The organism is Prauserella shujinwangii (genome assembly GCF_003001955.1).
GTDB lineage: Bacteria > Actinomycetota > Actinomycetes > Mycobacteriales > Pseudonocardiaceae > Qaidamihabitans > Qaidamihabitans shujinwangii.
Window position 1 is genome coordinate 71824 of sequence record NZ_PVNH01000006.1, and the last position, 19884, is coordinate 91707.

Annotated in this window: 16 protein-coding genes; 9 read left to right on the plus strand and 7 right to left on the minus strand. The window is 70.4% G+C overall.

The window, feature by feature from the left end:
• The first annotated feature begins 53 nt into the window (after positions 1-53).
• The 3 genes from B0I33_RS15655 to B0I33_RS15665 all read left to right on the plus strand — a co-directional run bounded on the left by B0I33_RS15655 (position 54) and on the right by B0I33_RS15665 (position 4239).
• Positions 54-1352, plus strand: a complete 1299-nt coding sequence (locus B0I33_RS15655) for a cation:proton antiporter domain-containing protein (RefSeq protein ID WP_146147505.1) — start codon at positions 54-56, stop codon at positions 1350-1352.
• Entirely contained in the window at positions 1352-2698 is a 1347-nt protein-coding gene (locus B0I33_RS15660; protein WP_106179525.1) for an NAD(P)/FAD-dependent oxidoreductase, read from the plus strand. The genes B0I33_RS15655 and B0I33_RS15660 overlap by 1 nt, the downstream gene beginning before the upstream one ends.
• An 80-nt stretch (positions 2699-2778) precedes the next feature.
• The gene (locus B0I33_RS15665) at positions 2779-4239 is read left to right on the plus strand and encodes an FAD-binding oxidoreductase (RefSeq protein WP_106179526.1); all 1461 of its coding nucleotides are present in this window, start codon (positions 2779-2781) and stop codon (positions 4237-4239) included.
• Positions 4240-4329: 90 nt separating this feature from the next.
• On the opposite strand, the gene B0I33_RS15670 is transcribed toward B0I33_RS15665, so the two are convergent.
• The gene (locus B0I33_RS15670; RefSeq protein ID WP_106179527.1) at positions 4330-4716 is read right to left on the minus strand and encodes an allene oxide cyclase barrel-like domain-containing protein; all 387 of its coding nucleotides are present in this window, start codon (positions 4714-4716) and stop codon (positions 4330-4332) included.
• A 163-nt stretch (positions 4717-4879) separates the two neighbouring features.
• Here B0I33_RS15670 and B0I33_RS15675 point away from each other — a divergent pair, with 163 nt between their 5' ends.
• Positions 4880-5284, plus strand: a complete 405-nt coding sequence (locus tag B0I33_RS15675) for a carboxymuconolactone decarboxylase family protein (RefSeq protein ID WP_106179528.1) — start codon at positions 4880-4882, stop codon at positions 5282-5284.
• A gap of 54 nt (positions 5285-5338) precedes the next feature.
• Here B0I33_RS15675 and B0I33_RS15680 read toward each other — a convergent pair whose 3' ends face one another.
• The 5 genes from B0I33_RS15680 to B0I33_RS15700 all read right to left on the minus strand — a co-directional run bounded on the left by B0I33_RS15680 (position 5339) and on the right by B0I33_RS15700 (position 13013).
• Positions 5339-5992: an isochorismatase family protein gene (locus B0I33_RS15680; protein ID WP_106179529.1), complete on the minus strand. Its 654-nt coding sequence runs from the start codon at positions 5990-5992 to the stop codon at positions 5339-5341.
• Complete coding sequence (locus tag B0I33_RS15685) at positions 5989-6762, minus strand: 2,3-dihydro-2,3-dihydroxybenzoate dehydrogenase (RefSeq protein WP_106179530.1); 774 nt, start codon at positions 6760-6762, stop codon at positions 5989-5991. Before B0I33_RS15685 ends, B0I33_RS15680 begins: the two co-directional genes overlap by 4 nt.
• Positions 6763-6800: 38 nt before the next feature.
• The gene (locus tag B0I33_RS15690; protein ID WP_106179531.1) at positions 6801-8039 is read right to left on the minus strand and encodes a 3-deoxy-7-phosphoheptulonate synthase; all 1239 of its coding nucleotides are present in this window, start codon (positions 8037-8039) and stop codon (positions 6801-6803) included.
• Positions 8014-9903: an anthranilate synthase family protein gene (locus tag B0I33_RS15695; protein ID WP_106179532.1), complete on the minus strand. Its 1890-nt coding sequence runs from the start codon at positions 9901-9903 to the stop codon at positions 8014-8016. The genes B0I33_RS15690 and B0I33_RS15695 overlap by 26 nt, the downstream gene beginning before the upstream one ends.
• Before the next feature lie 293 nt (positions 9904-10196).
• Positions 10197-13013, minus strand: a complete 2817-nt coding sequence (locus B0I33_RS15700) for a helix-turn-helix transcriptional regulator (RefSeq protein WP_181193313.1) — start codon at positions 13011-13013, stop codon at positions 10197-10199.
• A gap of 340 nt (positions 13014-13353) precedes the next feature.
• Here B0I33_RS15700 and B0I33_RS15705 point away from each other — a divergent pair, with 340 nt between their 5' ends.
• Together B0I33_RS15705 and B0I33_RS15710 are read left to right on the plus strand one after the other, a co-directional pair.
• On the plus strand, positions 13354-13872 hold the full coding sequence (locus tag B0I33_RS15705; RefSeq protein ID WP_106179534.1) for an ACT domain-containing protein: 519 nt from the start codon (positions 13354-13356) through the stop codon (positions 13870-13872).
• Between the two features lie 603 nt (positions 13873-14475).
• Positions 14476-15126 (plus strand): response regulator transcription factor, encoded by a 651-nt coding sequence (locus B0I33_RS15710; protein ID WP_219927197.1) that lies wholly within the window; start codon positions 14476-14478, stop codon positions 15124-15126.
• 107 nt (positions 15127-15233) lie between these two features.
• Here B0I33_RS15710 and B0I33_RS15715 read toward each other — a convergent pair whose 3' ends face one another.
• Positions 15234-15947 (minus strand): response regulator transcription factor, encoded by a 714-nt coding sequence (locus tag B0I33_RS15715; RefSeq protein ID WP_106179536.1) that lies wholly within the window; start codon positions 15945-15947, stop codon positions 15234-15236.
• A gap of 434 nt (positions 15948-16381) precedes the next feature.
• Between B0I33_RS15715 and B0I33_RS15720 the strand changes: the two genes are divergently transcribed.
• Genes B0I33_RS15720 through B0I33_RS15730 form a run of 3 tightly spaced genes read left to right on the plus strand, consistent with a single transcriptional unit; the run spans position 16382 to position 19833 of the window.
• A complete protein-coding gene (locus B0I33_RS15720; protein WP_106179537.1) occupies positions 16382-17164 on the plus strand; it encodes a HisA/HisF-related TIM barrel protein in 783 nt (260 codons plus the stop codon).
• Positions 17165-17224: 60 nt separating this feature from the next.
• Positions 17225-18442 carry an MFS transporter gene (locus B0I33_RS15725; RefSeq protein ID WP_181193314.1) on the plus strand — a complete coding sequence of 406 codons (1218 nt, stop codon included), beginning with the start codon at positions 17225-17227 and terminating at the stop codon, positions 18440-18442.
• Entirely contained in the window at positions 18439-19833 is a 1395-nt protein-coding gene (locus tag B0I33_RS15730) for a trehalose-6-phosphate synthase (protein WP_106179539.1), read from the plus strand. The genes B0I33_RS15725 and B0I33_RS15730 overlap by 4 nt, the downstream gene beginning before the upstream one ends.
• Positions 19834-19884: the final 51 nt, after the last annotated feature.

The following is a 19884-nucleotide window of genomic DNA, read 5'->3' on the forward strand; positions in this document are numbered from 1 at the left end:
ACGGTATTGGCTGAGGGCATCGCATATCCCTACTGGCGGGGTGGAGCTGGAACGTGGAAACGACGTTGGCGATCGGGGTCCTGACCGCGCTGGTCGTCATTCTGGTGGCGACCGCCCTGTTCGGGCGCCTGGCGCTGATGATCGGGCAGCCCCGCGTCTTCGGTGAGATGGCCGCCGGTGTCGTGCTGGGCCCCTCGGTGGCCGGGGCCCTGCTGCCCGCCACGCAGCAGCTGTTCCCGGACGACGTGCGGTCCGTGCTCTACGTGCTGAGCGTGATCGGCCTGACGTTCTTCATGTTCCTGGTCGGCTGCGGGATCAACCACGACCACGTCGACCGCGGGACCGTCCGCGGCTCCATCGCGATCGCCTCGGGCGGGTTGCTGCTGCCCATGGCACTGGGCGCGCTGACCGCCGTCGTGTTCTTCGACGAGCTCGCGGTTCCCGGGTCGGACACGGTCGCGTTCACGATGTTCCTGGGTGGCGCCCTTTCGGTGACGGCGTTTCCGATGCTGGCGAGGATCCTGCGGGAGCGCGGGATCCAGGACACCCGGATCGGCACGCTGATCACGATGGCGGCAGCCATCGACGACGCCGTGGCGTGGACCCTGCTCGCGCTGGTCATCGCGCTCGGGGCGGCGGGCGCCACGAGCTCCGCGGTGGTGGCCGTGGCCGGGCTGGCCGGCCTCACCCTGGTCATGCTCACCGCGGTCCGGAGGGCGCTCGGCGTCCTGGCCCGCAACACGGAGCGCCGCGGGCACCTCGAGCCGGGCGGAATGGTCGTGATCCTGCTGGTGGTGCTCGCCAGCGGGTCCGTCAGCGAGCTCGTCGGCGTGCACGCCATCTTCGGCGGCTTCCTCGCCGGGCTCGCGATCCCGAGGTCGACCGTGCTGCGGGCCCAGATCCAGAGCCGGCTGGGTGACATGAGCTCGCTGTTGCTGCTCCCGGTCTTCTTCGCCTTCTCCGGGCTGAACACCCAGCTCGGTACGCTGATCGACGTCAGCCTGCTGCTGCCGACCGCGGTCATCCTCGCCGTCGCGTTCGCCGGGAAGTACCTCGGCTGCGGGCTGGCGGTCCGCGGGCTGGGCATGTCGTGGCGGCACGCGTCGGCCGTCGGCGGGCTGATGAACGCCCGCGGACTCATCATCCTGATCTTCATCAACGTGGGACTCGCGCACGGACTGGTCACCCCGCAGCTGTTCTCGATCCTGGTCGTGGTCGCCGTGGTGACCACCGCCGCCGCGATGCCGATCTACCGCGTGTCCTTCCCCACCTGGCTGGAGAACGTCGAGCTGACCGCCTCGGGGCCCGGAGGGGCCCCCGACCCGGCTACCACACCAACAAGGAGGGCGTGATGACGCAGCGAAACGAATCCCACGAAGCCCCGGACGCGACCTACGACGCCATCGTCATCGGGGCCGGACCGGCGGGCGCGACCGCGGCGATGGTGCTGGCCGATGCGGGCCGTTCGGTGCTGCTACTGGAACGGCGCGGCCTGCCGCGGTTCCACATCGGAGAGTCGCAGCTGACCTACACCGCCGAGATCCTCCGCCAGCTCGGGCTCTACGAGGACGCCCTCCGGCAGGGCTACCCGATCAAGACCGGCGCGGAGTTCATCTTCCCGAACGGTGACTACCGGCGGACCGACTTCGCCGACCAGGGACCGCTCCGGCAGCCGACGACCTTCCAGGTGGAGCGGGCGCACTTCGACGAGTTCCTCGCGCGGCACGCGGCCCGCCGCGGTGCCGAGCTGGTGGAGAACGCGATGGTGCACGAGCTGCTGTTCGACGACGACGGCAGGCTCACCGGGGTGCGGTACGAACACCAGAAGCGGTCCCACGTCGCGCGGGCGCCGTGGGTGATCGATGCCGGCGGCCGGGCCAGCAAGATCGCCCACCACTTCGACACCCGGCGGGAGATCAGCTGGCTGCGCAACATCGCGGTGTTCCGCCACTACACCGGTCTCGACGAGAGCAACAACCCCGGTCACGAGGGCGACATCCAGATCGCCGGGCACCGGGACGGCTGGTTGTGGGCCATCCCCATCTGGCCGGACACGATCAGCATCGGCGCGGTCATGCCCAAGTCCGTGCTCACCGGCGCACCGAGCCGCGACGCGGTGCTGGACGAGCACCTGAGCCGCGCTCCCCGGATCCTCCAGCGGCTCCGCGGTACCACGCCCGCCTCCGAGACCAGGGTGGAGAGCGACTACTGCTACTACTCCGACATGGTGACCGGGGCCGGCTGGCTGATGGCCGGGGACGCGGGCACGTTCATCGACCCCATCTTCTCCGGCGGCACCTTCCTCGCCATCACCACCGGCCGGGAAGCGGCGCGGACGGTGGACCGCATGCTGGCGGAGCCCGAGCGGGCCGGGGAACTGCAACAACGGTACGCCGGCCTGTACAAGACCGGATACGACTCCTACACCCGGCTGATCTCGGCCTACTACGAGTCCGAGTACCGGCTGGGGGCCTACCTCATCGAGCGTGGGTTCTCGGTGGACCGGGACCGTTGGTTCGCGCGCGTCCTCAGCGGGGACTTCTGGAGTGACCTCAACCCGCTCAACACGTGGTTGCGCGGACAGCGCCGCTGGGACACCTTCGCCGAGTTCGAGCCGCTGCACACCTGCCCGATCTATCCGGAGCTGGACGCCGCGGAGCGGGCCGGTTCTCCCGTCCACGACCCGGCGACGGTGTGAGCACCACGCGGAGCGTGCGCGGGTGGATCTCCCGCCGCTTCCGGAGGGCCACCACCGAGTCACCACACCAAGGAGTACAGATGACCGCCACCCCGCCTGCGGCCACCAGGCCATCCGCCCACCGCAGACCAGGGCCGAGCCAGACACCCCGGGTCGGGCGCCGGTCCGCGAGCCCGGCGGGACGGGCGCGCGAGCAGCTGGCCCCGCGCCTGGCCGGGACGCTCTACACCGCGGGAAACGACGGCTACGACGAGCGCCGCTCGGGCTACAACCTGCTGGTGGAGCACCGTCCCGCGGCGCTCGTCGAAGCCGCCGGACCATCCGATGTGGTCGCCACGGTCGAGTTCGCCGCCGAGCAGGGTCTCGCGGTGGGCGTGCTCAACACCGGGCACGGTGCCTCGGTCGCGGCCGACGACACCACCGTACTGGTGAACACCCGGCGGATGCGCAGCCTCTACGTCGACCCGCACACCCGTACCGCGCGGATCGAGGCCGGGGTGCGCTGGGACCGGGTGATCCGCGAATGCGCCCTGTTCGGGCTGGCACCGCCGAGCGGATCGTCGTCCGCGGTGGGCGCGGTCGGCTACACGCTCGGCGGCGGGCTGGCCCTGCTGGGCAGGACGTTCGGCTACGCCGCCGACCACGTTCGCAGCATCGACGTGGTGACCGCGCACGGCAGCCTCCGCCGTGCCGACCCGGGGCAGTATCCGGACCTGTTCTGGGGGCTGCGTGGCGGCAAGGGCAACTTCGGCGTGGTCACGTCCATGGAACTGGACCTGCTGCCGGCCTCGCGGATCTACGGGGGCGCACTGTCCTTCCGGGCCACCGACGCGCCGAAGGTGCTCGACGCCTACCGGCAGTGGGCGTACCAGGTACCGGAGGAGATGTCCTCCTCGGTGGCGTTGATCCGGTTCCCGTGGGACGGCGCGATGCCGCCGGAGCTCCGCGGCCGGTTCGTCGTGCAGGTGCGCATCGCGTACCACGGTGAGACGGTGGACGGGGAACGGATCGTCCGGCCACTGCGGACCGTCGCGATTCCGATCCAGGATTCGCTGCGTGACATGCCGTTCACCGAATCCGGAAGCATCCACAACGACCCGACCCAGCCTGCCGCGTTGCACGAGCGGGCCGCGTTCCTGCGCCGCTGGGACGAGGACGCCCTCGACGAGCTGCTGGACCTGACGGGCCCGGACAGTGCCTGCCCACTGCGGCTGGTGGAGCTCCGTCACCTCGGTGGCGCGCTGAGCCGCGAGCCCGCGGTGCCCAACGCGGTGAGCGGCCGCGACGCCGCGTTCCAGCTCTACACCGCGACCACGGCCGACGACGGTTACGACGGTGTGCTGCTGGACCGCATGGCGCCCTGGAGCACCGGCACCGCCAACCTCAACTTCCTCGGTGTCGCGGACGCCGATCCGGCGCGGGTGCGAGCCGCCTTCGGCGAGGAGACCTACCGGAGACTGGCGATGCTCAAACGGTCCTACGACCCCGCCAACATGTTCCGGGTCAACCACAACATCCCGCCGGGCGTTCCGGCGCGGTGACCGACCACGCGCGGGGGTGGCGCTGGTGAGTGTTTCCGTGGTGGGCACCACGGTTCTCGCTCACCGGCGCCACCCCCGCGGAGACAGCCGTCAGTCCAGGTACAGCGTGTAGTAGTGAGTGTCCGGGCTGGCCGGGTCGATGTGCATCTCCCCGCTGATGCCCCGGTACTCCCCGGTTCCGCCGGTGATGGCCGCGTAGAAGGGCGGCGGCGGGAAGACCTCCTCGACGAAGGTCTGGAAGGCGATCGTGCCCTCCGGCAGCATCATGCTCACGTTGCACAGAATGTAGTACCTGCCGTCGTCCTCGATCCGCACCACGGTGCAGGCACCGCCGTCGAAGCCGACCTCCTCCCCGTCCCGGAAGAGCGCGTGGGTGAACAGGCTCCGGTCCCCGATGTTGGTCTCGGAGCTGCCGTTCTTGAACACCTCCCTGTTGATCGGCTTGGCCACGAATTTCATCACCTTGTCCTCAGCCATCTCGTCCTCTCCTCGCTCCGGCTCCTGTGGATAGTGCTCACCCGAGATCGATTCTGCCGAGCCGGAATCCCGGGCACATCACGCATTCACGCGTCGTTCGCGGCCTCCTCGCCGCCCTATCGTGGTCAATGCCCTTCCGAGGCCCCGTACAGAAAGGCACGCCATGGACGCTCAGTCCTACATCGACAAACTGGCCGCAGGTCGCGGTTTCGTACTGGACTTCCACAAGGTCATGGCCAGGCACGACTTCGATGTGCTCGTGGCCACCGACAACCTCACCCGCACCGCGGTGCTCGACGAGCGCTCGCTCGACCTCCGCACGAAGGAGCTGCTGTTCATCGTGCTCCTGGTGGCCCTCGACGGCGACGAGAGCGACCTCGAGCAGCATCTCCGCGCCGGGCTGTCCATCGGCCTCACCCCTCAGGAGATGCTGGAGGCATTGGAGATCCTCCTCCCGCTCGGCGGAGTCGTCCTGTTCAAGAAGGGCTTCGAGGTGTGGCGCCGGGTCACCGGCGCGGCGGGGATCGAGCCCACCTCCCAGGTCAGCGGCAACGGCCGCGCCGACTGACCTCGCGCGGGAGCGCCGGCATCGAGCCCCTCGATGCCGGCGCCGCGTTCTCCGCTAGCCCGGCGCCGGTCCGTCCCCGAGCGCGCTGACCACCTCGTCGGTGGTCGGCGTCGCCGCGCAGCGCGTGCCCGCGTAGCTCACCGCGAGCTGGTGGTAGTCGGCGCTGAAATCGGCGACGGCGTCCAGCACGAGGAACGTCTCGATGTCCCGAGTGAACGCGTCGCAGGCGGTCATCAGGCAGCCCACGTGCGCGTAGACCCCGCACACGATCAGCTGATCGCGGCCGAGGTACTCGAGCCTCGTGTCGAGGTCCGAGCGCGCGAAGGCGCTGTAGCGCCATTTCGTGAGCACCACGTCGCCGGGCTCCGGGCTGAGCTCGTCGACGATGCTTCTGGCGTGCTCGTCGTCGCCCATCCCGTCACCCCACACGTCCCGCAGCAGCCCTCGCTGCTCGCGAGTCATGTTGCCCGGCTGGGCCGTGTAGAGGACCGGAACTCCGCGCACACGCGCCACTTCCGCGATCCGCGCCGTGTTCTTCACCAGTTCCGTCCGCGGCGACCGTCCCCTGGGGAAGAACTCGAGGAAGTAGTTCTGCATGTCGTGGATCAGCAGGGCCGCCCGGGCGGGGTCCGGGCGCCAGCGCAGGCTCCCGTCCCACCGCCGGGCCGGATCGGGCATCGGGTACGGCGTGATCGTCGGAATGCTCATACCGCCCCCAGCGCCGCGCCGCCGTCCACGCACAGCGACTCCAGCGTGATGTGGCCTGCCTCGTCGGAGAGCAGGAACACCACGGCGTTCGCGATGTCGCGCGGTGTGGCCACCTTGCGCAACGGGATGCCCGCCCGGTAACCGTCCGGCGAGCCGTCGATCGTGGCCGCCCGGTCGCTGTCCGAGGACCACAGAGACCGCAGCATCGGCGTGTCGGTGGATCCCGGGGCGATCACGTTGCAGCGGATGCCGAACCCGGCCAGCTCCAGCCCCAGGCTCCTGGTGAACTGCGTCGCCGCCGCCTTCGACGCGGCGTACCCCGTCATGCCGATCCGGGGCACGCTCGCCGCGTTCGACGTCACGGTGACGATGGTCCCGCCACGCCGGGGAATCATGCGGCGGGCCACGGCCCGGGAGACGTGAAAGACGCCGAAGGCGTTGACCGACAGCATCACGTCCCAGTCCGCGTCGGACAGGTCGACGACGTGCCCGGTGCGCAGCACGCCCGCCGCGTTCACCAGGTGGCCGATCGGGCCGAGATCCCGCTCCACCTGGTCCACGAGCTCGTCCACGGCGGCGCTGTCGGTGACGTCGGCGACGTACCGGCGGACTTTGCCCGCACCGACCGGCCCGGCGCTCTTCGGCCCGGCGCTCACGTCGACCGCCGCGACGTCCCCGCCGCGTTCGGCGATCGCGCGCACCACGGCGGTCCCGATGCCGCCGGAGGCGCCCGTCACCAGCGCGACTGTTCCCTCGATTCCGGAGTTCATGGTCGGCTCCCGATGTCGGTTGTCGGCTGTCGCTCCGGTCAGGCCCGGAGCCACTCGGACACGAGCTCGCTGGCCTGCTCGGGCCCGAGCCTGGGGTCGCACAGCGTCGTGTAGTTCCGCTCGAGTGCCTCCTCGTCGGGCACCGGCCCGCCGACGCACTCCGTCACCGGGGTGGTCGCGACCTCGCAGTGGATTCCGGCGGCGTGCTGCCCGTGCCCGCGCAGCACCCGTTTGGCCGCGCAGGCTTCCTCGAGAATGTCGGCGAGGTAGCGGGTCTTGCGTCCACTGGACGACCGGACGGTGTTGCCGTGCATGGGATCGGTGAGCCAGATCACCGGATGCCCCGCCCTCGCGACCGCCTCCACGATCGGCGGGAGGGCCCGCTCCACCTCGTCCTTGCCCATCCGCGCGATGAGGGTCAGCCTGCCCGGCTCCCGGCCGGGGTCGAGCAGCTCACACAGCTCGGCCACCTCGTCGGGTGTGCTCTTCGGCCCGATCTTGCAGCCGACGGGGTTGCGCACGGAGGCGAGCAGGCGCACGTGCGCCCCCTGCGGCTGCCGGGTACGTTCGCCGATCCACGGCAGGTGCGTGGACGAGAGGTAGGTCGTGCCGGTCTCCCGGTCCCGGTCGACCAGCGCGCCCTCGTAGTCCAGCACCAGGGCCTCGTGGCTCGCCCACGGGCCGTCGACGACGCCTTCGGAGCCGGAGGCGTACCGGTCGCGGATGCGCGTCCGGTGGAGCTGGTCCAGCACCCCCTTGCTCGCGTCGTACGCCCAGAGCATCCGGCACGGGTCGTGCTGGCGTGCCTCCAGCGTCGGCTCCTCCGAGTTGACCAGGTGGCCGCGGAACACCGGCAGATCCCGGCCACCGATCCGTTCGGTCTCCCTCGACCGGGGCTTCGCGAACTGGCCGCCCATCCGGCCCACCCGGAGCACCCTCGTGCCCGCCGACGCCATCTGGTCACCGAGCGCGCGCACGATCTCGATCCTGCGCGCGGTCTGCCGGCTGTCACACTCCCAGATGCTCTCCGCGCAGTCCCCCGCCTGCAGCAGGTGGGCGTCGCCCGCGGCGACCTCCGCCAGCGCGGTCCGCAACGCGGCCACTTCGGGCCAGGAGACCAGCGGGGGTCTGCCGGAGATCTTCCGCCGGACCTCCTCGTACTCCGGGTGCGTGTGCCAGTTCGGTTGCTGTGCCGCGGGGTACTGCCAGAACGCCGGCCCGGCGTACCGAGGATCGTTGCTGCTTACTGCGTCAGGAACTGCCAGTCCGGCTCTCATCAGGGTGATTCCTCTGCGGTTGGGAGTGGGCGGGCGTGACCGCCCTGGTGTGCGAGACCAGTTCGGCCAGGATCGCTGGCCCATCGATGCTGAGCAGTGACTCCGGGTGGAACTGCACCGAGGCGAGACGGGGCCCGCGCAGCCCGTACACCTCGCCGGTGTGCGGATCCCTGCTCACCGCGACCGGATCGGAGCCGTCCGGCGGCCGCAGCTCGTCGGTCGCGGCCACGGCGGTGAACGTGTTGTAGAACCCGACCGTCCGGCGGGTGCCGAAGAGGTCGATCTCGCGCTGGACCCCCTGGTTCGGCACATCCCTGCGCACGACCCGCAGCCCGAGCAGCGTGCAGAGGACCTGGTGTCCGAGGCAGATCGCGATCAGCGGGCTCCGGTTCGCCAGCAGGCGGCTCACCACCGCGCGCAGGTTGCCGATCCTCGGATCTCGCGGGTCACGGGGATCGCCGGGTCCCGGGCCGACCACCACCAGCGACTCCGGGGCGGTCGCGGCCGCGTCCAGCTGCCGCTGGTGGGACCGCACCGTGATGTCGAGCCCGAGCGAGCGCAGCTGGTGCGCGAGCATCTCGGTGAACGCGTCCTCCGCGTCCACGACCACGACCCGCATGCCGAGCAGGTCCGGTTCCGGCCGGTACCGGTTCCGGGGCCGCTCGAACCAGTACCGTGCCAGCGCGTCGTTTCTCCTCCGCAGGGTGGACCGCACCCGCAGGTCGTCGCGCAGCGCGGGCCGCGCGCCGGGCGCGCGAAGCGGACGCTCCCGTCCCGTTTCCCTGCCCAGCGCGCGCAGCAGGCCGGTCGCCTTCGCCCAGGTCTCCGCGACCTCCGAGTCGGCGTCGGAGTGGCGCACGAGAGTCGCCCCGACACCGAGGCGCAGTTTCCCGGTGTTCGCCAGCTCCGCGGTGCGGATGAGGATCGCCGAGTCCAGCAGCTGGCGCCCCGCGCCGTCCGTCCCGATCAATGCCGCGACCCCGCTGTAGTACCCGCGACCGGTCGCCTCGTGCCGGGCCACCACCCGGAAGGCGTTCTCCAGCGGGCTGCCGACCACCGTCGGCGCGAACATCGTGTCGCGCAGCACCCGCGCGACATCGAGCGAGCTGTCGCCCTCGATCAGGTACTCGGTGTGCGCCAGGTTGGCCATCTCCTTCAGGTAGGGGCCGAGCACTCGCGGGCCCGGCGCGCACACCCTGGACATCATCTTCAGTTCCTCGTCCACGACCATCCGAAGCTCGTCGGACTCCTTGGTGTCGGCGAGGAATGCCATCAGGTCGTCCATGGTCGGCCCCTCGGGTCCGTACCGGTAGGTGCCGCTGATCGGGTTCATCGTGGCGGTCCCGAACTGGAGGGTGACGTGCCGCTCGGGGCTCGCTCCGAGGAACGTGCGCTCGCGGGTCCGCACGAGGAACGTCCAGTACGCCCCGGTCTCCCCGGACAGCAGGCGGCGATACAGCGTCAGCGCCTGCTCGAGCCCGAAGTCCTCGACCGTGGCCACGAACCCGCGCTGGATGACGAAGTTGGAGCCCGCTCCCCTGCCGATCTCCTCGGTCAGCACCTGCTCCACGATCTTCGAGTACTCGTCGTCCGTCACGTCGAACCCGGTGTCACGCAACCGGATCTCGGTGTCGGGAAGCTTCCGCACGAGCTCGTCGCGCGGGACGGCGTCCTGCTCCTCGACGCGCAGCGCCACGATCGGCGAACGATCGTCCCTGCATTCGAACCCCCGCTCCCGCACCTGCCGGTACGGGATCATGGCCAGCACGTCGTGGCGCACGCCGCCATCGGTGCCTGCACCCGCGCCGGGACGCGCGTCGAGCAGGTCCCGGATCGCGCCCACCGGCTCCGAGCTCCCGGCCATAACCTCCACAGTGGACTCACCGTGTGCCTCCGGCCGGTACAGCACAGCGAACTCGGGAGCGTCACCACACAGGATCCGGTCCAGTAGGTCATCGTTCGTGGTCCGCGCACCGTCTCGTGACCCCGCCACTCTCACTCCTCCGGCAGCCGAACCGACTCGCCCGTCGTGCTCGCGGCTCGCCGGGTCACCCGGCCGTTACCGTGTCGCTGAGCGGGCTTCCGTCCCGTGCTCGACGGTTTTCCTTCCGCCGAGCCGCTACGCCTCATCGTGCCGGGGCGGTGGAACGCCGGGTATCACGTCTTCTCGTGATACTGCTGCCCTTCGGGCATGGAGAGGAACTTTCTGGTCAGCTCCACCCGGCTGGTCACGCCGAGCTTGGTGAAGCTGTGCCGGAGGTGGCTGTCCACTGTGTGCGGGGACAGGTAGAGCCTTGCCGCGACCTCCCGGTTGGTCAGTCCCCGGGCCACCAGCCGCACCACACGCAGCTCCGAGCTCGTCAGGCAGCCGAGCCCCGTCGAGGCGTACCCGCCCGTACCGGACGACCGGCTGTCGGCCTCGCGCAGCGCGCGCCGGGTACGTGCCGCGTCTCGCGTGGCACCGCACGAGGCGTACAGCCTGCCCGCGTCGTGCAGCAACGCCTTCGCCCGCCCCCGGCTGCCGTGTGCGCGCTCGGCCAGCGCCACCTCCTCCATCAGGATCGCCTGGCTCAGCCTCCGCGGCGTGCGCTGGAACGCCTCCAGCGCTTCCTGGAGCAGCGCCCGGTCGTCGTGGAGCACTCCCGCGGCGTAGGCGGCCGCCCCGCACACGGAGTCCACGGCGGGGTTGCGCTCCGCCAGCTTCCGGCACGCGGCGAGGACCTTCCTGGCGAGCTCGGGCCGCCCCGTTTCGCACGCGATACGCACGAGCGTCGCCCCGGCCAGTGGCTCGGTGATGAGGATCGCGACCCGGTCCGGCAGTCCACGGTAGATCCCGTGCAGGCGGTTCAGTGCTTCGGTCCGCTCCCCCCGCGCCAGGTGCAGGACCGCCCATTCCCAGCTCAGGCCCTCCGGGCCGACGATCACCCCCTCGGCCATCAGCTGGCTGGCCCGGTGCAGGTGCCGGGACGCGTCGTCCAACTGGCCGCGATGCACGGAAATCCGGCCCAGCAAGGCGAGACAGGGGACGGTGAGCGCCATCGCACTGAGCCGTTCCGCGACCGCGACACCCGCCGTGGCCTCGGCCGCCGCGTCCTCCAGACGCCCGGCGGCCATCCTCAGCTCGGCCCGGTAGTAGTGCCACAGCGGCTGGGACCACGCGGTGCCGAGCTGGGCGGCCTCCTTCTGCCCCACCTCGCACACCGCGTCCGCCTCGGCGAACCGGTCGACGGCCCGGAGCGCCGAGGCCAGCCACAACCGCGGATGCCGCTGCGCGGGCTCCCCACCGATCCGGTCGCTGAGCTTCACCGCCTCCCGCGCGCGGTCGACCGCGGAGCCGAGTTCTCCCCGGGACTGCTCGACCGCGCTGCGCACCACGGTGCCGAACACCCAGGAGGCGTGGTCGCCCGCGCTCTCGGCCAACCGCACCGCCTCGGCCGCGGCGTTCTCGGCCTGCTCGGTCTCGGTGGAGTACAGCAACCCGTGCGCCTGCACCGACAGCAGCCGCGCCCGGGTCGACTCCCGCAACCCCGGAAGGCTCAGCGCGCGCCGGGTGTACTCGACCGCGGTGGAGTTGCGTCCCTCGTGCTTGCGCGCTTCGGCCAGGCCCAGCAGCAGGCCCGCCTCGTCCTCGGGGTCCATCCCCTTGCGGAGCGCGTCCTCGCCCAGCCGGCGCGCCCAGGACAGCCTGCCGGCCGAGGCCAGCAGCCGGACCACCTCGGCGGCCATCCCCTCGTCGCTCAGCGCGTGCGGCTCCACCTGCTCGACCACCCGGACCAGCAGGTCCGCGGCCGCGTCGAGGGAATGCGAAGCCGCCTCCCGGATGGCGCGGCGGATCGGCCCGTGCGCGGCGTCCCCCGCGGGGCCGCCGCTGCGCAGCAGGTGCTCGGCGGCTTCCACGATCGGCCGCCCCGAACGGCGCAGCACGGCCGCCGCCCCCTGGTGCAACGCCGACCGCACCGGCGCCGAAAGGCGGGCGTAGACGGCTTCGCGGAGCAGATCGTGCCGGAAGTCCAGGCTGGTGCCGAGGTCGACGAGCACGCCGGCGTGCACGGCCTCGTTCACCGCGGGCACCAGCTCCGGCCCCGTGCCGCCGACCAGCTCGGCCGCCTCGCTCAGGGTGAAGGGCCTGCCGAGCACGGACACGGCGTCGAGGACCTGTCGCGCGCGCGTGGACAGCTCGTCCAGCCACTCGTGGACGACGGCCACGAAGTCGTCGGGAAGCTTCTCGTCGCGCATGGTGGCGACACCGTTGTCGACGCCGATGTAACCACCACGGAGCAGCGACGCCAGCAGTTGCTCCACCAGCTGCGGGTGCCCGGCGCAGCCGGCCAGCCTGCCCAGCACGGAGGCGTCGGGCGTGGCGCGGAGCCGGGTGACACAGATCCGCCGCACCGCGTCGTCGCGGAGCGGGGCGAGGCGCACCCGCCGCAGGTGTTCCCCGGCGAGCCAGTCGAGTGCCCGCTGCGCGGGGGTGTGCCGCTGCGTGACGCGCCTGCTCAGCAACCACGAGACCGGCGACCGCGCCAACGCGGGCACGAGCACCCGCAGTGCCAGCGCGGTCATCTCGTCGGCCCAGTGGGCGTCGTCGAGGACGACGACCACCGGTCGTTGTCCGGCCGCCAGCCTGATCCTTCGCTCGATCTCGTCGATCAGCGTGTACCTGTCCGCCTGATCCGGCGGGACCAGCAACGGGTTGCCGGGGACCATCGCGGGATTGCTCCGGAGCACTCCCCTCAACGTGGTCCACGGAATGACCCGGTCGACCTCGCTGGCGCGCCCGTGCAGCACCGCGAACCCCAGTTCGTCGGCGTACTCGCACATCGCCCGCAGCACCGAGCTCTTGCCCATGCCGCCCGGCGCCTCCAGCAGGACCCCGGCCGGCTTGCCCTCCCCCGTGGCTTCGAGGTCGTTCCGCAGGCCGGAAATGATCTCCTCCCGGCCGTCGAGGTTGCTGACGTGTCTCGGAAACTCCACGACTGAGTTCTGGCGTTCCATTTACTCACCTTGGCGTCTCGTCTAGTCACCCAAGAACCGAGGGGGCGCCTTGGGTGCCAATTTCACCGCGCCTGCGACACGCCAAAAAGAAGATTCGCGACAGCTGCGCTCTATGTCAATAATCGACCCAGTACTGTGATACACATCACATCACAGTGAGTGAGCGTGAACACGAATAGTCAACTCAATTTCGGACGCGAAGATCGCCGGGCGCGACATCACGAGAACACGTGATGCGCTCCATGTTACCCGCTCCCTATTGTCGGCGATCGTACCACTGAGCGAACAAATCGATTCAATTCGGCAAAGGTTTGAGGACGTGCTGGAACGTACACCGCTTTCCGTCACCGCCGATCCCGACCAGGCACGCGTCTTCGTGCGCCCCTCACCCCTCGGGACCACGTTGACCTCCGACATCGTACGGCTGCTCGACGAGCACGGCACGACGGTCGACCTGGTCGCCAGGCTCGGACCGCGCGCGGAGGAGAGCCGGATCGGGTACACGATCCCGCGCCGGGACCTGGACCTGATCCGCGCCGCACTCAATGAACTCGTCGGGAAATCGGGCGAAACCCTGGAGATCGACGAAACCGTCGGTAAAGTAACTGTTCACGGAATTGGCATGCTCAACCGTCCGCAATACACGGCCAGGCTTCTCGAGGCTCTTCGAAAATCAGGAACAGAAACCAGCTGGCTCTCGATGTCGCAGCAGCGGACTTCCGCGATCATTCCGCGCGAGAAGTTCACGGAAGCCGTCGCGGAAGTGTGCAGGGAATTCGGTCTGGAGCCTGTTCCCGGCGCCGGTGAGAATCTTCAGGTCTCCGCGGACCCGGCATGACCGGCCGCGCGTCGCCGACCCGCTCGCCGCCGCAACCATCCGCCACCCAGGGCCACGAGCGAAACGACGTGCGCCGCCTCCTGGAGTACCGTGAGCGCCACCGAACGGTCTCTCCGATAGGACCCGAGCAGCGCACGGGCCACGCAACCCGCACGCCGCGCGCGCCCTCGCCCGCACCGTGACAGTCGCCGGCCCGGCGGGGAGCTGCCACCACCGCAGCCGTGATCGCGGCCGCGGTCGCCAGATGCTGCACCACGTTCTCGTCGACCCGACCGACGGGCCGCCGTAGTGGCCCCCCACCGCGACCGTGGCGAGACGATCCGGTGTCAACGACCCGCTCGTCGCGCATCTGTTCCATGGCTCTCCTCTGCCACGTTACTTTACATCATGTGTACTTCGAGTACTATACGTGCCGTGCAGTATCGAGCCACGAAGAGCCGCACTGCAAAGGGAAGGAGGAGAGGTGTCCATCGATGCTGAACCGGCCAGGACTTCTCGGCCTCCTGGCCCGGCCCGGCCGGTGTGAGAGCCGCGGGACCGGATACCGGGCGACGGGAGTTCGGACTCGCCATCTCAAGGAGGACCATGACACGAGTTCTCCTCGTGGACGCGGACAGGGCCCGCAAAGTGGTGGTCCGTCGAGCGCTGGAGCGGTGCGGACACTCGGTATGCGGTGCGCCGACGGGATTCGACGCCCTCGTCGCGCACCCGGCGGCCGACGTGGTGGTGCTGAGCCTGGAACTGCCCGATCTCGACGGTATCGAGGTCTGCCGCCGGATCCGTGACCACAGTAGCGTTCCCCTCATCGGACTGCTCCGGGACTCGACAGAGCTCGATCGGGTACTGGCCCTCCGAGGTGGTCTGGACATGATCCTCGAGTGTCCGTTCGGCATCGCGGAACTTCTCGCCAGGGTCACTGCCGTCACCAGGCGCCTGGGCGCACGACCACGCACGAGACGGAATCTGTCGTTCGGTAGCCTCGAGATCGACGAACAAGCTCGTGAGGTCAGGGTGGGCGACCGGTTCGTCCGGCTGACGCACAAGGAGTTCGATCTGCTGCACCTGCTGGCATCCAACCCCGGCAGAACGGTGGACCGCAGGAAGATCCTCGCCGAGGTCTGGAAGGACCACACGGCGTGGATGACGGGAAGCCGGACCATCGACACCCATGTGCACAGCATCCGGCGCAAACTCGGTAGCTGCTCGGCCATCCGCACGCACCGCGGCGTTGGTTTCCGGTTCACCTTGTCCTGAGCATCCGGCCGCGCATCCGTTTCCAGCCGGAACCGGCCTCGCCGGACCACGGGCAGTACGCCGTGAGCCGGAGCGCGCTCCGCCCGCAGGCGGTCGGTTCGCTCCGGCTAACCGGGCGGATCCGGCTCGCCCATGCGCAGGCCCTGGCCTTTGATCGTGACGCACACCCACCGCCCGAGCTTGCGGCGGAGGCTGCTGACGTGAGTGTCCAGACTGCGCCCCGCGAAGCCGGACGACTCGCCCCAGACCGTCGCCAGAATCTCCGCTCGCGGCACCACCGATCCGGACCGCCCCGCCAGCACGCGCAGCAGGTCGAACTCCTTGGCGGTCAGGTGGACATCCCGTTCCGCCAGCCAAACCTGACGCGTGGCCACGTCGATCCGGAGGGGTCCGTGCTCCAGGATCTCCGGTGTGTGCGCTCGCGGCCGGGCCCACCGCAGGACCGCGTCGATCCTGGCCATGATCTCGACCGGACCACACCACCAGTACAGGTGTTCGTCACAACCCGCCTCGAACGCGCGAAGCCGCTCCCGCTCGGTGTTCTCCCCGGACACCGCGATCAGCGCCGCGTCGACGTGCGAGCGGATCAGCCGGCAGAGATCCGGCCCTTCGGCGGTGCCGTCCATCCGCACCAGGACGAGATCGACGTGCGGCCGGTGGTCCCGGATCTCCCGCCATCCCGTGGCCTGACATACACCGTGGCCGTGCCTGCTCAGCAGGCGTTCCAACCACGACCCGCGGTGCCGCCCGAAGCCGACCAGCAACGTCTGGGCGAACGGTGCGGGGTGCGCAGCTCGGTCGGTGGGGCGGTCCAGGTCCATGTCCGTCTCCCGTCGCCGCGTCGATCATGCTCGTCTGGCCGGGGCGAACCGGCAGTCCCATTCTGCGGGCCGGACAGGCTGTCCACCGTGGGACTGGACGGACGTCCCCGGATTCCGTGCCCGCGCGCGGACCTCGCGACTCCCTCGGGGGGCCACTTCACTCCGGCTCGCCGATCGTTTGTCGTTCCCCTGACAAAAGCTTGTACTCCCCGTGACACGACCTGTCACCAGAATTGAGCACTATGGACGCGCGGGCACACCGTCAGACGCACGTTGCCGGAACAGCGCCGACCGACATGCCGGATCAGGCGGTAACCGTGGGGCCGTCATCGCGTCACCGTGCCCGATAGCCGCAGATCGCGTCGCCGTGCCGCACACGGTCACACAGGAGTGAGCCGGCGTACCGGGGACTCCCGAGGCGCCGAACGGAGAGGATGGGAACCACCGTGGACAACGTCGAGCGAATGACGGGGCCGGACGACCCGTGGCTGACGATCGGGAACCGGGAGTTCCGGTCCCGGGTCCTCGTCGGCATCGAGCAGTACGAGTCCGTGCCCTTGGTCCGGGACGTGCTGGCCGCCGCCGGAGCCGATGTCTTCATCACCACCGTCGACCCCGACAATCGCCGGTCGAGCCTGCTGCTGATGGACCTGGAGAACGAGCTGCCGCTGGATCGGTTCATCTGGATCGGCACGACGTCCTTCGCCCGTTCCCGGGAGAGCGCGATCCGGAGCGCGCACATCCTCCGGGACTCGTTGGGAATTGACATCCTGAAGCTCGACGTCCGCGGCGAGGACAACATGCCCGACAACGACCTGACCGTCGAGGCCGCGCGCGAGTTGCGGGCCGAGGGGATGGAGCTGATCCCGTTCATCCTGCCCGATCTGGATACGGCGCGGGAGCTGGAGACCGCCGGGTGCGCCGCGTTGCGCGTGATGGCGTCGCCGGTCGCCTCCGGTCGGGGGATCCTCCACCCGGAAGCGATCCGGGCGGTGATCGAGCAGACCCGGATCCCCGTGGTCGTGGAGGGCGGGCTCGGGACCGCGGGCCACGTGGCGCAGGCGATGGAGCTCGGTGCGTCGGCCACGCTGGTCAACACCGCGCTGGTGCGCGCGCAGGCACCGCTGAAGATGGCCGACGCGATGCGACAGGCCGCGATCGCCGGCCGGCTGGCTTTCGAGTCGGGGCAGCGGGGGGAGACCGTCGCCGCCGTATAGCGAAGCTGTGGGGGCCAACAGGACGACCGGGGAACGATGATGGCGTCTGAGGTGCGGGGGATGCGGCGGGGTCCGGACGAGTTCCGGTCCCGGTGGCGGCTCCGGGTGCCCTCGCTGGTGGCGGTGACGACGGCGGTCGGCAGCCTGGGCCTGGCGGCAGGCGGAACGGCCGGGCCCCTGCTGGCCGTGAGCATGGTGGGGTCCAGCGGAGTGGCGGGTGTGCCGGTGGCGCTGAACCTGGCGGGCTCGGCGGTGGGGGCGCTGCTGGTGTCTCACCAGGCGGCGCGCGGCCGTCGCGGGCAGGGCCTGGCGCTGGGGTTCGCGATCGGCGCGGTGGGCGCCGTGGTTGTCGTCGCGGCCGCGGCGGCCGACAGCCTCGTCCTGGTTCTCGCGGGCAGTGCGCTGCTGGGAACCGCCAACTCCGCCCTCTTCCTGTCGCGTTACGCGGCGGCCGCGGTGGTGTCGGAAGACCGCCGCGGCCGCGCGCTCGGCCAGGTGTTGTTCGCGACCACCGTCGGGGCGGTGCTCAGCCCGGTGCTGCTGGGACCGAGCGGTGAGGTCGCCGACCGGATCGGCCTGGTCCGGCCGTCCGGCGCGTACCTGGTCGCCGTGCTCGCCTTCGGTGGCGCGGCACTGTCGTTCCGCTTGATGGCCGGCAGGTTCTCGCCGGGAGGTGGCGAGCCCGCCGCGGCGCACGGCCTGGCCAGGGCCGTCCGGAACCCGAGGACGCTGCCCGCGGTCCTCACGCTGGCCGTCACGAACTTCGCCATGGTCGCGGTGATGACCGTGGCCCCGGTGCGGCTCGACATGCACGGAAACGGCCTGGACGTGGTCGGCGCGGTGGTGGCGCTCCATGTCGTCTGCATGTTCGGGCCGTCCCTGGTCACCGGCTACCTCGCCGACCGGCACCATCCGGCGGCCCTCGTCGCCGCGGGCGCTGTGCTGCTGCTCGGCGGCGGCGTGGTGGGCGCCGTCGGCAGCGACCACCACGTTCCCCTGATGGCCGTCCACCTTTCGTTGATCGGGCTGGGCTGGAACTGCGGTGTGGTCGGGGGCAGCGCGCTGCTGGGTGCCACCGCGCCCGGGCACCTGCGCACGCATCTGGAGGGAATCGGCGAGGCGGCGATGGGTGTGGCCGCGATCGCCGCCGCACCACTGGCCGGGCTGGCCTCGGTGCTCACCGGCTATGCCGGCCTGTCGATCTGGTTCAGTATCTGCGCGGCCGCGGGCCTGGTGTACTGCTGCTGGCGCGTCCGAGTTGGGAGTCACCGAACATGAGGATTCTGACCTGTAGCAACAGTTGCCCGCGCTGGGACAGCGACGGTATCGCGCCACGGTCGCCCGGTGGTCTGGTACCGATGCTGGTGTCGCTGCTGAACGAGCATGGCGGCCACTGGGTGTTCACCGCGCCGCCGGACCTGCCCGACGTTCCCGACGAGATCAGGCTGGACGAGGACATCCGGCTGCATCCGGTGGAACCGGGTGAGGAGATGAGAAGGCAGCACTACGACGTCGTGTCGATCCAGCTCCTGCTGGGTCTGCTGCACTACATGCACGACACCTCCGTCCAGCCCGTGTTCGACTCGGCGATGCGGGACGCCTGGGCCGGTTACGAGGCGGTGAACCAGTCGTACGCGAAACGGCTGAGCGAGCTGTCCGACGGTTCGCCGGACGAGCTGATCCTGATCAACGACCCGCACCTGATGCTGGTACCCGAGTTCTTCGTGGAGTCGCGGGCGAGCGTCCGCGGTCGGCTGAGCTACTTCCTGGGCACACCGTGGCCCGAACCCGACTACTTCTCGATCCTCCCCGCCCACCTCCGGGTCAGGATCCTCACCAGCCTGCTGCACTGCGACGTCGTCGGCTTCCACGCCGCGCGGTGGGCGGACGCGTTCCTGGCCTGTTGCGCGCGTTACCTCCCGGACGCGCGCGTCGACGGACGGTCGGTGACCCATGCCGGCCACCGCACCGACCTGGTGGCCACACCGTTCCCGCTGGACGTCACCGTCCTCGACCGGATGGTCGGCGAGGAGGCGACCCAGCGGTGGCGGACTCATCTGGCCGAGCGGGCGGGCGGTCGCAAGCTGATGCTGCGCGCGGACCGGCTCGATCTGTGGAAGAACATCCCCCGCGGATTCCTCGCCTACGAGATACTGCTGGAGCGCAGGCCGGAACTCGCGCGCCAGTGCTGGTTCGCCGCGGTCGTCACGACGCCCAGCCGGGCCACCGGCCGTCACCAGGAGTACGCCGACCTCACCGAGGAGATCGTGCGCCGCGTCAACGCGCGCTTCGCCCCCGACGGCCTCGACGCGATCTCGCTGATCCGCCCCGGTCGTGGTGGCGACTCCCGCAACTGCGTGGTGGCGGGACTGTCGATGAGCGGCGCCGCCCTCGTCAACTCCACGTTCGACGGCCTAAACCTGTTCGCGAAGGAGGCGGCCTACCTCATCGGCGACGAGTCCTCGTTGTTGCTGTCCGGCAACGCCGGAGCCCACGAGCGGCTCGGCAGGTTCTCGGTCACGGTCGATCCGTTCGACCTCGAACAGACCAGCGAGGCCATGGAGGCGGCGCTCGACGGTCGCCTCGGCTCCTCGGACCGGGCCGCCCGGCGAGCGCTGCTGCGCGCGGAGAGCGTCTCGCGGTGGTTGAACACGGTCTTCCGGCTCTGACCGGGCATCGGCGTACCGCGCCGGACCGTGCGCGAGCGGCTCGGCGACAGC